The sequence below is a fragment of the Caballeronia sp. dw_19 genome (assembly GCF_018449515.1).
Taxonomy (GTDB): domain Bacteria; phylum Pseudomonadota; class Gammaproteobacteria; order Burkholderiales; family Burkholderiaceae; genus Caballeronia.
Map to the genome: position 1 here is coordinate 24,875 of NZ_JAAVUQ010000056.1, position 13,643 is coordinate 38,517.

General features: G+C 60.5%; 14 protein-coding genes. 4 read left to right on the forward strand and 10 right to left on the reverse strand.

The window, feature by feature from the left end; all coding sequences use genetic code 11:
• Positions 1–7: 7 nt before the first annotated feature.
• Positions 8–511: an Lrp/AsnC family transcriptional regulator gene (locus HB376_RS37630; RefSeq protein ID WP_213768759.1), complete on the forward strand. Its 504-nt coding sequence runs from the start codon at positions 8–10 to the stop codon at positions 509–511.
• A 135-nt stretch (positions 512–646) separates the two neighbouring features.
• Here HB376_RS37630 and HB376_RS37635 read toward each other — a convergent pair whose 3' ends face one another.
• The 8 genes from HB376_RS37635 to paaA form a co-directional block, all read right to left on the reverse strand.
• Positions 647–1,312: a GNAT family N-acetyltransferase gene (locus HB376_RS37635; protein ID WP_213768775.1), complete on the reverse strand. Its 666-nt coding sequence runs from the start codon at positions 1,310–1,312 to the stop codon at positions 647–649.
• A 225-nt stretch (positions 1,313–1,537) separates the two neighbouring features.
• Positions 1,538–2,143: a TetR/AcrR family transcriptional regulator gene (locus HB376_RS37640; protein ID WP_213768760.1), complete on the reverse strand. Its 606-nt coding sequence runs from the start codon at positions 2,141–2,143 to the stop codon at positions 1,538–1,540.
• A gap of 35 nt (positions 2,144–2,178) precedes the next feature.
• On the reverse strand, positions 2,179–2,994 hold the full coding sequence (locus HB376_RS37645; RefSeq protein WP_213768761.1) for a DUF1835 domain-containing protein: 816 nt from the start codon (positions 2,992–2,994) through the stop codon (positions 2,179–2,181).
• Positions 2,995–3,129: 135 nt separating this feature from the next.
• Entirely contained in the window at positions 3,130–4,218 is a 1,089-nt protein-coding gene (paaE, locus tag HB376_RS37650; RefSeq protein WP_213768762.1) for a 1,2-phenylacetyl-CoA epoxidase subunit PaaE, read from the reverse strand.
• A gap of 8 nt (positions 4,219–4,226) precedes the next feature.
• The gene (gene paaD / locus HB376_RS37655) at positions 4,227–4,760 is read right to left on the reverse strand and encodes a 1,2-phenylacetyl-CoA epoxidase subunit PaaD (protein WP_213768763.1); all 534 of its coding nucleotides are present in this window, start codon (positions 4,758–4,760) and stop codon (positions 4,227–4,229) included.
• Between the two features lie 5 nt (positions 4,761–4,765).
• Positions 4,766–5,566, reverse strand: coding sequence for a 1,2-phenylacetyl-CoA epoxidase subunit PaaC (gene paaC / locus HB376_RS37660; protein WP_213768764.1), 801 nt, complete (start codon positions 5,564–5,566; stop codon positions 4,766–4,768).
• A gap of 16 nt (positions 5,567–5,582) precedes the next feature.
• On the reverse strand, positions 5,583–5,867 hold the full coding sequence (gene paaB / locus HB376_RS37665; protein WP_047894950.1) for a 1,2-phenylacetyl-CoA epoxidase subunit PaaB: 285 nt from the start codon (positions 5,865–5,867) through the stop codon (positions 5,583–5,585).
• A gap of 11 nt (positions 5,868–5,878) precedes the next feature.
• Complete coding sequence (gene paaA, locus HB376_RS37670) at positions 5,879–6,889, reverse strand: 1,2-phenylacetyl-CoA epoxidase subunit PaaA (protein ID WP_213768765.1); 1,011 nt, start codon at positions 6,887–6,889, stop codon at positions 5,879–5,881.
• Positions 6,890–7,095: 206 nt separating this feature from the next.
• Between paaA and HB376_RS37675 the strand changes: the two genes are divergently transcribed.
• Positions 7,096–7,323 (forward strand): CopG family transcriptional regulator, encoded by a 228-nt coding sequence (locus HB376_RS37675; RefSeq protein WP_213768766.1) that lies wholly within the window; start codon positions 7,096–7,098, stop codon positions 7,321–7,323.
• 93 nt (positions 7,324–7,416) lie between these two features.
• Here the strand turns inward: HB376_RS37675 and HB376_RS37680 are convergent, their stop codons facing one another.
• A complete protein-coding gene (locus HB376_RS37680; protein ID WP_213768767.1) occupies positions 7,417–8,832 on the reverse strand; it encodes a membrane dipeptidase in 1,416 nt (471 codons plus the stop codon).
• A gap of 136 nt (positions 8,833–8,968) precedes the next feature.
• Between HB376_RS37680 and HB376_RS37685 the strand changes: the two genes are divergently transcribed.
• Positions 8,969–10,237 carry a TIGR03862 family flavoprotein gene (locus HB376_RS37685; protein ID WP_213768768.1) on the forward strand — a complete coding sequence of 423 codons (1,269 nt, stop codon included), beginning with the start codon at positions 8,969–8,971 and terminating at the stop codon, positions 10,235–10,237.
• Positions 10,238–10,260: 23 nt separating this feature from the next.
• On the opposite strand, the gene HB376_RS37690 is transcribed toward HB376_RS37685, so the two are convergent.
• Positions 10,261–11,463 (reverse strand): class I SAM-dependent methyltransferase, encoded by a 1,203-nt coding sequence (locus tag HB376_RS37690; RefSeq protein ID WP_213768769.1) that lies wholly within the window; start codon positions 11,461–11,463, stop codon positions 10,261–10,263.
• 466 nt (positions 11,464–11,929) lie between these two features.
• On the opposite strand from HB376_RS37690, the gene HB376_RS37695 reads away from it, so the two are divergent.
• Positions 11,930–13,207, forward strand: coding sequence for an SGNH/GDSL hydrolase family protein (locus HB376_RS37695; protein WP_213768770.1), 1,278 nt, complete (start codon positions 11,930–11,932; stop codon positions 13,205–13,207).
• Positions 13,208–13,643: the final 436 nt, after the last annotated feature.

Consider the following 13,643-nt stretch of genomic DNA (forward strand, 5'->3'; position numbering starts at 1 on the left):
ACAGAAAATGGCTCAGGTCGAACTCGATGCCATCGATCGGAAAATTCTCGCCATTCTTCAGGTGAACGGGCGCCTGTCAAACCAGGATATCGCCGATCAGGTCAACCTTTCACCAAGTCCCTGCTTGCGACGAATCCGGCGGCTGGAGGAAGAGGGCGTGATTCGCGGTTACGTCGCGCTGCTGGAGCCCCGTCTGCTTGGACTCGGATTACTCGCATACGTGAACGTGCGTCTGGAGAAGCGCGGCGGGACGGCGATATCAGCGGGGATGAAAAACCCGCCGACGCACGCCGACCGCTTTCGCGAAGCCGTGCGCGCGTGGCCGGAAGTCGTGGCCTGCGACGCGATGACCGGCGACATGGATTATCTGCTGCGCGTCCAGGTGGAAGATATGGAGCATTTTTCGCGCTTCATGCAGGACGAATTGCTGCACCATCCATCAGTGATCGACGTTAAAAGCAGCTTCTCTCTGGAGCGTTTCAAGGAGACAACAGCGCTGCCGATTCGATAAAGGATTCGCTAAAATTTCCGGGCCAAACGATCGATCCCAAAACTCCAGACGCAAAAAAGGCGGCTTTCGCCGCCTTTCGTGCTTTTGCGCATGCTTGCTGATTTGCCTGGGGACTCTGGACTCGAGGTCCTGATATCAGGCTGCGTCGGCAGTAGGCATGAACGCCTGAAACATTTGCGATGCCCGGCGCGCTTGGCGCTTGACCGCGTAATCGAAGACCGCTGCCTGCTCCTGCAACATCTCGGTGAGAATGCTGCCTTGGTCGGCGGGCGTGAGCGACAGATAAGCGTCCGCTTCGCCATACGCATACTCGATTTTCATTCCCGACTTCTTCGCAATGTGCATCATGGTCGAGTTGCGTGACAAACAATGCATGTAGAGCATTGAAACATGCGTGTTGCGGCTGCGGATGGCGGCGCGCTCAAACAGGCGGCTACCGACTCCACGGCCACGCGCACTTTCCAGCACCGACACGCCGAACTCCGCCGTGCGCTTGTCGCCTTCGGCCGGCAAATAAGCCAGATGACCAACGCCAACCACGTTCAACTGTTCGTCGAAGACACCAAAAACCGTATCGCACGAAAAATCAATATTTGCGACGTAGTTCTCGATCACACGATCCGGCACGATCTGGCCAAAGCGCAGGAGGCGGTCGTCTTCGTCGAGAGCGAGGAAGTGTTTGAGGAGACGCTCGCGGTCGCTCGAGGACAACTCACGGACGAGAACGGGCGAACGACCGGCAGCCGTTTGCGAACGATCGGCTGCTGCGAAGATCGATGCAGTGTGGCGGTAGAAAGGCATGTTCACGATGGTGGCTCCTTGATTCGTCGCGCGACATGGTGCGTCGCAAAACGAATTTTAGCCGAACCAAGGTGAGAGCACTAGGGAAAACCCGTAATAGACTGTGGAGTGTCCCGTCTAACTTTCAAATAATTTTGATTAAAGACGTTTATAAACAGTAACTTAACTGGTGTTGCGTGGATCGGACATCTTATGGCGGTGAAATGGCGCAACGCACCATTTCACTCAATTATCGCCGTTCATCCCGTGCTCGATCACGCCCACAACCTGCTCCGCGAACTCACGATAACCCAGCTTTCCATCGGGTTTGAGCCACGTGAAGGTCCAGTTGATCATGCCGAACACCATCATGGTGAGCGCCGTCTGGTTCTCTTTCGTCGCGCGCTTCGGATACGCGCGCGCAAGTTGCCGGGCGAACGCCGCGACAATGCCGCGTTGGCGTTCCAGCACGACTTCACGCTGCGTGTCTTCGAGATATTTGACGTCGTTGAGCAACGCAACGTGCCGGCTATGGGACGTTTCGTACTCGGCGAGAAACGCGCGAATCAACTCGGCGAAGGCCTCGCGCTCCGTCAATCCGCGGCGTTGGCTTGCTCCCTCCACTTCCGCGATGATCAGCATCAACCGCTTCGTGTAGCGGTCGAGCAGGTCGAAAAGGATGGCTTCCTTGCTCGCGTAATAGTGATAAAGCCGCGCTTTGGAGGTGCCGCTGGCCGCAGCCAGATCGGCCATCGATGTACTCGGGTAGCTGGTCTGCGCGAATTTGGCGGCGGCGAGTTCGAGGATCTGCTCGCGTTGGGTGTCGTGGTCGGGCGCTCTTGTACGGGCCATTGAGTCTCGGAGAATTGCTGGATCGATCGGGGATTCTAATGCGTCGCGCGACGAAGTTTGGCCTCGGCGATTTTGGCGAGATCGCCACGAATCTCCAGTTTGCCCACCGCGACGAGTTCGCGGCAGCGCCAGAACGCGATGGAATCGCTGACCAGAAAGCCGAAGCTCGAGCCCATCACCTCTCCGGCGAGCCGACGCGCTTCGTGCCAGCCGTCGCTGGCTATCTGGAGGATGGTTTCATCGACATCGGAATAGGTGCCGGAAATGAACGTGTTGTCACGCCATCGGCGAGTCTCGCTATTGATCTGCTTCACTTCCTGCCATTCCAGCGCAAGACGGCTGATGCGCAACACCGAAATGGGCGCGGCCGTCGGCAGCTTGGCGCCCAGCTCGGCCGCCGTGAACATGCCGACTGCGGTCGCGCCGTCTTCACGGCCACGGCGCTGTTGCGTGCCGTCGCCAGCGGTGACGAAGGGCAGGTCTTCATGGGTTAGCTTGGCTTCGTTCAAACGCTGCGGCGCGTTGCGCAGCGTGTAGGCCACTCGTCGCAGCGTTAGCTGGTCAGCGGCGCTCTGGCCGTGCCAGATCACGACCTGTCCGTCGTCTTGCGCGAGGTCGCGCAGGAGCGCGTCCTGTTCCTTGAGCTTCGATATGAAGTCGAACTTCTGTTCGTTCAGCACTTGCTGCCAGAACAGAGCCCGAGCTTCCGGGTTGTCGTCGATGCCCCTCAACTGGCCGACCGCCAGGTCGTCCTTCAGCGGGATGACGCGTTCGTCGCGGGCCGCTGTTTGCAAGGCTTCGCGAAGAATCTCGGCGGCGTGATCGCCGTTGGTAACGTGGATCGTGCTCATCAGTAACGGTGACCGCAAACGTAAGTAGGCTGCCCGCGCGCGGCGAGTGCGGCGACGAGGCGCGGCACACCGCATTCGGAACGGGCGACCCCTAGTGTAAGCGAATCGAATCAGCGCGATCGGCCAACCCGGCATTCAACGTTCGTCATAGCTCACAACCACGCGGTCCGAAACCGGGTGGCACTGGCAAGTCAGCACGAAACCCGCGTCAATCTCATGCTGTTCCAGCGTGTAGTTCTTCTCCATGCGCACTTCGCCTTCCAGCACTTTCGCGCGGCACGTGCAGCACACGCCTCCCTTGCAGGCATAGGGCAGCGCAAGCCCGGCTTTCAACCCGACGTCCAGCACGCTCACGCCTTGATACGGCAGGCGCAGCTTGCGTTTTTTTCCATCGATAATGAGTTCCAGATCCGCGGCGGGGGTGTCGTCGGTGATCTCGATTGCGGGCACGCCTGCTTGCGGCAACGGCGTGCCGAACCGCTCGACGTGAACCTGCCTGGGCGGCACGCCCGCGTTTTTCAGCGCGGCTTCGGCGGCGTCCATCATCGGGCCGGGGCCACAAATGAAGGCTTCGTCGATTGCATTGGCGGGAACCAGAGATTCTAAAAATGCTGCGCACTTTTCCTGGTTCAGGACGCCGTTGAACAACTCGACGTCCTGCAAATCGTCCGATAGCACGTGATACAGCGAAAACCGGCTCATGAAGCGGTTCTTCAGGTCTTCCAGTTCCTCGGCAAACATGATCGCGTCCACGCTGCGGTTGCCGTAGATGAGCGTGAAGCGGCTGGTCGGCTCCGTTTCCAGCGTCGTCTTGATGATCGCGAGCACCGGCGTGATGCCCGAGCCGCCCGAGAAGGCCACGTAATGCTTCACGTGATCGGCGTTCAGGTGCGTGAAAAAGCGGCCATCGGGCGTCATCACTTCGATTTCATGGCCGGGTTTCAGCGTATCGAAGGCGAAGTTCGAGAAGCGGCCACCCCGCACGCGCTTGATGCCAATCCGCAATTCGCCATCGCGGTCGTAATCCGTCACGCCGACGCAAATGGAATACGAGCGCCGCGTTTCCTCACCATCGATATGCGTCTTCAACGTGACGAACTGGCCTTGCGTGAAGCGGAATGCATCGCGCAGGGTTTCGGGGACATCGAAGGAAACCGTGACGGCGTCGGCGGTTTCGGGACGGACGTCGCGGATGTGCAGTGAGTGGAATTGCGGAGTCGCCATGGTCGTTTTCAGTACGGTTTGAAGTAGTCGAACGGCTCGCGGCAATCCATGCAGCGATACAGCGCCTTGCACGCGGTCGAGCCGAATTGGGCCAGGCGTTCGGTATGCGATGAGCCGCAGCGCGGGCACGCAGGTTTATCCACGACACGCGGCACGAAGCGGATTGGCCGTTCTTGCGGCGCGTGTTCGTTTGAGCCGCAATTGCCCATTGGCGGGGCGATGCCGTATTGCCTGAGCTTGTCGCGGGCTGCGTCGGTCATCCAGTCGGTGGTCCACGCCGGCGCCAGCACTGTGTCGATGCGATGCTTCGTAAAGCCCGCTTCGTTCAACGCCGCGCCAATGTCTTCGGCGATCTGGTACATCGCCGGGCAGCCGGAATACGTGGGCGTGATGACGATTTCCAATGTGTCGTCGGCGGCGCGGCGGACATCGCGGAGAATGCCTAGCTCACGGATGGAGACCACCGGAATTTCCGGATCGGGCACGGCGTCGAGCACTTCCCATACGCGATCGAGCGAGGCTTCGGCGGCGGTCATCATCATCGAGTTCACCAGCTCGCGCCGGGATGCTGCCGCGCGAGGCTTTGCAATTCCGCGAGCAGGAAACCCATGTGCTCGGAATGCTCGCCGAGCTTGCCGGTGCTCACGTGTTTGGCATCGGCGGGCTTTTGTAGCGTGGCCTCAGCAAGCGTTGCATCCACGTCTTCACGCCACACGGCTTCCAGATCCGTAGTCAGCGGACCGATACCTGCATCGGCGATGCTTATTTCCACATCATCGGTACTGAAGAACTCGCGGGTGTACGGCATCAGGTAATCCACCGCGGCCTGTGCACGGCGATGCGATTCCTCGGTGCCATCGCCGAAACGCAGTAGCCAGTCGCTCGCGTGATTCAGGTGATAACGCGTTTCCTTGATCGACTTCGACGCGATTGCCGCAAGTTGCGCGTCGGTGGATTGCATGAGCGCTGTCCACAGATGCGCCATCAGCGTCGAATAAAGAAAGTTGCGCACGACCGTCACCGCGTAGTCGCGATCCGAGCGCGCCGTGCCCGATAACGGACCTGCGTGCGGCAACTCGGTCAGCGTGTAATTGCGGAAATCGCGTTCGTTGCGGAAATACGCGTAGTCGTCTTCGGTTTTCTTCGTGCCGTAAAGCTCGGCATCGAGCGTGGCCGCGTGCGAGTACAGCAATCTCGCCTGGCCGATCAGGTCGAGGCTGATATTGGCCAGCGCGATATCTTCCTCGAGCACCGGGCCGTGTCCGCACCATTCGCCGTTGCGCTGGCCGAGGATCAGGGCGTTATCGGCGAGACGCAATATATAGGACAGATGTTGGGGCGTTGTCATGGGCTTGACCCTTCGCTCACATGTGGTTGATTTCGTCGGGCAGCACGAAGAACGTGGGGTGACGGTAGATCTTGTCGCCGGCGGGATCGAAGAACTCGGCTTTATCGGCGGGATCGGAGGCCGTTATTGCCGCCGATGGCACCACCCAAATGCTCACGCCTTCCTGACGACGCGTGTAGACATCGCGTGCCATGCGCAGCGCTGCGGGTGCATCCGGCGCATGCAGGCTGCCGCAATGCTTGTGGTCAAGACCCTGCTTGCTGCGCACGAACACTTCCCAGATCGGCCATTCGTTATTCATTTGTCGCTCCTCTATGCAGCTTGCTTTTGGGCACGGGCGGCTTGCTTCGCAGCTTGTTTCGCGGCGTAGGCCAGCGCGGCTTCGCGAACCCAGAGTCCGTCGTCGTGTGCTTTGACTCGCGTGGCGAGGCGTTCCTTATTACAGGGGCCGTCACCGTTCACGACGCGCCAGAATTCTTCCCAATCGATCTCGCCGTAGTCGTGCGCCTGCCGTTCTTCGTTCCATTTGAGGTCGGGATCGGGCAGCGTGACGCCGAGAATCTTGGCTTGCTCGACCGTGGCGTCGACGAATTTCTGCCGCAAATCATCATTCGATATCCGCTTGATGCCCCATTTAAACGACTGGCCGCTATGGATGGAATCCTTGTCGCTCGGGCCGAACATCATCAGCACTGGCCACCACCAGCGGTCCACCGCCTGCTGGACCATTTCCTTCTGGGCTTCCGTGCCTTTCATCATCGAGAGCAGTGCGTCGAAACCCTGGCGCTGATGGAACGATTCTTCCTTGCAGATGCGGATCATGGCGCGCGCATACGGGCCATACGTGCAGCGGCAGAGCGGAATCTGGTTCATGATCGCCGCGCCGTCCACCAGCCAGCCGATCACGCCAACATCCGCCCAGGTTGGCGTCGGGTAATTGAAAATGCTCGAATACTTGGCTCGACCGGCGTGCAAAGCGTCGACGAGTTGGTCTCGCGACACGCCCATGGTTTCCGCTGCGCTATATAGATAGAGGCCGTGGCCGCCTTCGTCCTGCACCTTCGCGAGCAGGATCGCCTTGCGCTTCAGGCTCGGCGCGCGGGAAATCCAGTTGCCCTCGGGCAACATGCCGACAATTTCCGAATGCGCGTGCTGCGAGATCTGGCGGACCAGCGTCTTGCGATAGGCCTCGGGCATCCAGTCCTGCGGTTCGATCTTGCCGTCGGCGGCCATCACGGCGTCAAAACGGCTGAGTTCCGGCGATGTGGACGCCGGATCGATGGACTGCACGTTGCCGGGGATATCGAGGGATTGCGTGTACATGACGATCACTCGCTCTAGGAAGTCACTGTGCCGCAATTATAAGCCGACCGTCCGGTCGGTTAATAGTTATTTTTTTGAGATAGACGTGAGGAGACGAGGGCGGAAGGTGTTTCTTGCCCTGATAGCATGATTTTGAAGCGGCAGTATTGGAACGGGCTTAATGCTCAGACTAATAGATTGAGTTAATTTTTATCAGCGAGGTGCTTATGACCATTGCGATGAAGTCCGTGGATGTGCAGGCGGCGATTAATCTGGCCGACGAGGTAAAGAGGCGGGCCAATGAACTCGAAAGGGAGGCGATACGTGAAGGCCTGGAGGATGTAGATGCGGGCCGTACGGTGACGATGGATGCGATGGATCAATGGTTGGACAGTCTCGATACATCGAGCGAACTGCCCACACCCAAAGCAGAAACATCACGAGCCTCCATCTAGCTTGACCGCGTCGTTCGTAATTGCCGGGCGGTCGAGTCTGGACGAGCCCGTAAGGGTGAACGGCACCTTTCCGTTCATCCATTCTTCGACCGCCTACCCCACACTCGCTTCAAACACCCGCCTGTAGTTCTCCCCAAGAATCTTCCCCGTCTCTTCGTTCGAGAATCCCGCGGCAAGGAGCTGGTTCGCAAAGTCGGGCAACTGGCCGTAGTGGGTGAAAACCGGCGGAGAAATAAAGCCCCGCATGTCCGTACCCATGCCGACGTGGTCGACGCCGACCAGATCGGCCATCCGCTTGACGCCTTCCGCCATTGCCTGCAAATCCCGGAATGTTCCGGAATTTGGCCAGATGCCGATTACGCCGCCCGTATCAGCGACGGCGCGGGCGTGGTCGGGGCTGATGAGCCGGCTTCGGCCGCCGGGATGCGCGGACAGCGCCGTGTGTGACAACACCAATGGTTTCGACGACACCGACGCCGCCCGTTTAACGAGATCGAACGTGCCGTGCGCGACATCGACAACGATCCCAAGGTCGTTGCATCGCCTGACCACTTGCGCGCCGAAATCCGTCAAACCGCCGTGCTGGGGCGCCTCGGTCTGGATATCGCCGAGGTCGTTCACTCGATAGTGCACCACTTGCAGGTGGCGCAACTGGTGCTGCGTGTACGCCTCATCCACGCGATCCAGTTGTCCCTCCAGGAAATCACCCCCTTCCGAAGCGATGATCGCGCTCGGCCCGGAGTTCGCATTGGTTTTCAGTGACGCGCTGCTGGTAATCACATTCAATTGCTCGCGCTCGATCAACGCGTGCACCCGCACAAACTCGGTTTGACCGAGCACGTAGAGTTCGCCGGGCGCGGGCGGCCGATACGCCTCGATGCGCTTGCGATCTGCGGACACCCGCGTGACGACGGTATCGGTGACGATCGCCAGCGTGACCACGTTCATGCCGCCGCTGCGCATGGGCGCCGCGAGCGGAGCGAAAGGGCGGTTGGCGCCAATCGACGGATCGCGGGAGATGGTTACCCGACCGGCGTGGCTGTGCATGTCCATCGTCAGCGCGCCGGCCGAGCGCCAGCTTTGAGCAGTAGCCTGCGCGTCCGGATTGTCGGTATATCCGGCGAAGCGGCCACGCGCGCAGGCCACCAAACCCAGCGCGGCCGTCGATGCCAGGAACGCACGCCGGCTGAATGGCTTGTTCTGGCTGGTCACGCAGGCATCGATGAGTTGATAGCGCCAACCCGCCGGATCGTCGATCAAACGGCGAAGTCGTCCGCGAATCGTCAGCGGCCCGTCCTGCACCTGAATCAACGAAGCGGCAATCACTTCGATACTCGATCGCGGATCGGCCGGTGTGCATCCCGAACAGCACGGAGCGTTGGCCGCGAGCAGAAAGTAATCGACGCAAGATGACAATTCGAGCGGAATCATCCAGCCAGATATCTCGACTGCCACGTCATGCAGCGTGTCGGCCTCGCCGGAACGGATCCTCGACCAATCGATTTGCATCGACATCTCCTTTTTTGATCGTTCTCGCCGGATTATGCAGCGAGCGGCAAGGTCAACGCAGTTCGGTTCCGGCCCCGTTCGCGGTTCACAGACACCGAATGCGACAATGCTGTTTCGCTTTCAATCGTGTGCCCGCATGCCGTCACCATCCTTCTCCGAAATTCCTCACGCGCGCGTTGCCGTTATCGGTGGCGGCCCTGCTGGCTTGATGGCTGCGGAAGCGCTGGCGGCGGGCGGTATCGAAGTGGATCTCTATGACGCCATGCCGTCGGTCGGCCGCAAGTTCCTGATGGCCGGCAAGGGCGGCATGAATCTCACGCATTCGGAACCCGCCGAGCTATTCCTTTCGCGTTACGCCGAGCGCAGGACGCAGATCGAACCGCTGCTGCGCCGTTTCGATGCAGCCGCGTTACGCGCGTGGGTTCACGGATTGGGCGTGGAAACGTTCGTTGGCAGCTCGGGCCGCGTGTTTCCCACCGACATGAAAGCCGCGCCGATGCTGCGTGCCTGGTTGCATCGGCTACGCGGGTCGGGCGTACGGTTCCATATGCGGCATAAGTGGATTGGCTGGGGTGACGAAGCTTTACCCCTTTTGCGGTTCGCCACGCCTGAAGGCGAGCGCTCGGTTGAAGCCGACGCTGTCGTCCTCGCGCTCGGCGGCGCGAGCTGGCCGCGACTCGGCTCGGACGCCACGTGGATTCCTAACCTGGCGGCGCGCAACGTGGGCGTATCTCCGTTCAAGCCATCAAATTGTGGTTTCGATATCGACTGGAGCGAGCACTTCAGCAGCCGTTTTGCAGGCGAGCCGCTGAAAGCCGTGGCGATCGGCTTGCCGCGGGAAGAGGGCGGTATCGACTGGCGTGCGGGCGAGTGCTTGCTGACATCAACAGGTATTGAAGGCAGTCTGATCTACGCGATGTCCGCGCGCATTCGCGATCGTCTAGCCGCCGGTGACGGCACGTTTTTCCTTGATCTCTTGCCGACTCTGACGCCGCAGCGTGTTCACGATGAAGTGACGCACCCACGCGGAGCCCGGTCCATGTCAAGCCATTTGCAGAGCCGTCTGAACCTGACGGGTGCAAAGGCGGGTTTGCTGCGAGAGGTTCTGAACCGCGAAGATTTCTCCGATACAACGCGCCTCGCTCAACATATCAAGGCGTTGCCGCTGACCGTGACGCGCCCAAGGCCAATCATTGAAGCGATCAGCAGTGCGGGCGGCGTGAGGTTCGAGTCGCTCGATTCGCACTTGATGCTCGACGCGCTGCCCGGCGTTTTCTGCGCGGGCGAGATGCTGGACTGGGAAGCGCCGACGGGCGGTTATCTGCTGACTGCGTGCTTTGCGAGCGGTTTGGTGGCGGGCGAAGCGGCGCTGGCTTATGTGAAGACGGGCGCCGAGCCCGCCTGAAACGCCAGCGCCGAAGAAGAAACTCAAGCCGGCACAAGACGCCACAACGATGTGACCTCGGCCGAACGCGCGTGATAAAGCGGATCGGTTTTATCGGCGGCGCGGGGGTGGTGCGGACGAATATCCATCCGGCCGTCCGTCTTCAACCCGGCGCGGTCGACCCACTCCTGGAATTCCGCACGCGTTCGCAAGCCGAGATGTTCCGCTATATCTGAAAGAATCAGCCAGCCTTCGCCGCCCGGCGTCAGATGGGCCGCGAGGCCATCGAGAAATCCGCGCAGCATGCGGCTTTCCGGATCGTAGATTGCGTGTTCAATAGCCGAACTCGGCCGGGCCGGTAGCCACGGCGGATTACAGACGATCAATGGCGCGCGGCCTTCCGGAAACAGATCGGCCTCAACCACCTTCACTTGCTGTTCATACCCCAATAATTCGATGTTTTCGCGCGCGCAGGCCAGCGCTCGGGCATCGATTTCCGTCGCAATCACACGCTTCACGCCGCGCTGAGCCAGCAAAGCGGCGAGCACGCCTGTGCCGGTGCCGATATCGAAAGCCAGTTCCTTCGATGGCAGCGGCTGATCCGCCACCAGCTTGATGTACTCGCCGCGCACCGGCGAAAACACGCCATAGTAAGGATGGATCCGCGCACCGAGCGCCTCGACGTCCACGCCCTTTTTGCGCCACTCGTGCGCGCCGACCAGCCCGAGCACCTCCCGCAGCGACACAACCGACTCACCGGCCGCCGCGCCATATGCTTCTTCACACGCTTCCTTCACAACCGGCGCGCGCCGTAGCGGAATGGCGTATTCGGCGTCCAGCGGCAACAGCAGCATGCCGAGCGTGCGCGCCCGCTGCGACTGGGCGAGCCGATGCAAATTGAATGCCTCGGCGGGAGCGGGCGGCGCGGCCGGCGGTGCATCGGGGGCGGCGCTGCGTTCCTTCGCTTTCGCTTTGGCGGACTTTTTCGGCCGCGTTTCGATACGTCGTGCAACCGCCTGCAACAACTGGCGTGCATTTTGGAAATCCCCGCGCCAGAGAATGGCCGTGCCTTCGCAAGCCAGCCGATAGGCGGAATCGGCGGTCATCTGGTCATCGCCGATCACCACGCGTTTGGGCGGCGCGATTCCGCTTTCCGAGTGCCAGAGCGCCGAACGGTTCTCGCCTTTTTCCTCCCATTGGATCTGGGAGGGCGCGGCGCTGGTGCTGGGAGAAGTTTTGGAATGCATGCTGAATAAGTACCGGACAAAGTGAGAACCGCGAGGCGGAATGCCGACATTCTGAGGGCTTTTTACAAAATGGTCCGATTTTCGACGACAAAAGCCGTCGGATGGGTACGACTTCGGAGTCGGGCAAAGAGATTTCGATTGCCCCGCAAACCGGCCTTTCGCAGGTAGATGAAGGGTTTGTTGGTTGGAATCGCGGTGCATTGCACGTCGGCGTGTCTGTGGGCAACGTCCTGGCGCCGTGCCCGGAAGCCGGGCACGGCGGGTGGGCGAAGGGTGTGTTCGGTGGCATTACCGGGTATCGGACGTCGGCGTGTCCGCGGGCAACGTCCCGACCCGTGCCCGAAAGGTGTGCTACGAGCCAGGTCGAGTGGCCAATAAGTAGCCATGGAGCATCCGCCGAACTGTAAGCGCCTGGTTTGCCTGTTCAGGCACAATCGTTTTTTCCCTCAAAAACACCCGTTCCCCGATGAACTTTCGCGCCCTTTCCGCCGTTGCCGCCGCGACACTGTTTGCTTCCCTGCTGTCATCCACCAGCGCTCTCGCCGACGACGCGCCGGCCGAACACTGGGTCAGCGCCTGGGGCACGGCGTTACAGGCAATTCCGCAGCGGGCGGATTTGCCTGCGCTGTATCGCGCGCCTGAGATTGGCGGCCGGACGGTCCGGCAGATTATTTATCCCGCCATCGACGGCCGGCACGTTCGGCTGCGCCTGAGTAATGTGTATGGCACTGCGCCGCTGGTGATCGAGGGCGTGCAAGTAGCGCGCGCTGTATCAGGTAATGCGGCGGCGATCCGAGCGGGCACGAGCCGTCCTGTGACGTTTGCCGGCAAGCAGGGCGTGACCATCGCGCCGGGTGGCCAGATGGACAGCGACCCGATCGCCTTCGATGTCTCCGCCCACCAGCCGCTCGCCGTCAGCACTTATATGGGAGCGGGCCAAAAAATGGCCGCGTGGCATAGGGTGGCGAACCAGACGAATTACGTATCGACGCCAGGCAACCATTCCTCCGATACCGACGCCGCCGCGTTCCGCACCCGCTTCACGCAATTCGTGTGGCTGACGAGCGTTTCCGTCGACGCAGCGCCGGCGCGGGCGCTGGTCGCAATCGGAGACTCCATCACCGATGGCATGCGCTCCACGCCGAACGCGAACCGTCGCTGGCCCGACGCATTGGCGCGCCGGCTGACGCAAAAGGGCATTGACGGCACCGCGGTCGTGAATGCGGGAATCAGCGGCAATCGCTTGCTGAGCGGGTCGCCATGTTACGGCGATGCGCTTTTGACCCGATTCGACCGCGACGCATTGCGCCAACCCGGGGTACGTGCGGTGATCCTGATGATCGGCATCAACGACATCAATTTCCCCGCGATGCCCCCGCACGCCGGCCTGGATTGCGACGATCCCCATACGCCTGTGACCGCCGATTCGCTGTTGCGCGGGTATCAACGGCTGATTGCGCAGGCTCACCAGCGCGGGGTCCGGATCTATGGGGCAACCCTGACGCCGGCCTCACTGCCGCCGGAACGTGAGGCGATCAGGACGGCAGTGAACGATTCGATCCGCTCAAGCCATGCGTTCGACGGTGTGATCGACTTCGACCAGGCGCTACGGGACCCGGCCCATCCGGAGCGCCTTCAGCGGCGCTACGATAGCGGCGACCATATCCATCCCAGCGACGCGGGTTATACGGCCATGTCGGACGCTGTTCCCATCGACGAAATGGGGCTGGCGAAGGGACGTTGAACGGCTGTTAGGGCTTTCCCGAAAATAGTTTGAAGATGCCCTTGCCTTAGTGGACGCCATCACCTATTATTCGCCTCCTCGTTTCGCAACGAGGACCGCTAAAGAAACAAGCGGCTCGAAAGTCGGTAAGTTTGAAAGCAAAACGCTCACAAACTTGTTGACAGGGAGAAAAAGATGCTACATGATCTCGTTTCTGTGCTGCACGAGCAGCGACGCGAAAGCGGTGGGGTTCTGAGGGTTCGGATTCTGCGGTTTGAGCGAATGTTCTTTAAAAACTAACAGCCGATAAGTGTGGGCGCTTGGTGTTTTGCTGAGAAGCGTGGTGGTGTTTTCCGGGGTTTCTCGGGAGATGCTGCCGTGAAGCGAAAGTATCAAGTCTCACACTAGTATTAAGGTAGGTTTTGAGCGTCTTTTCCTAAGTTTAACGATGAAGGGA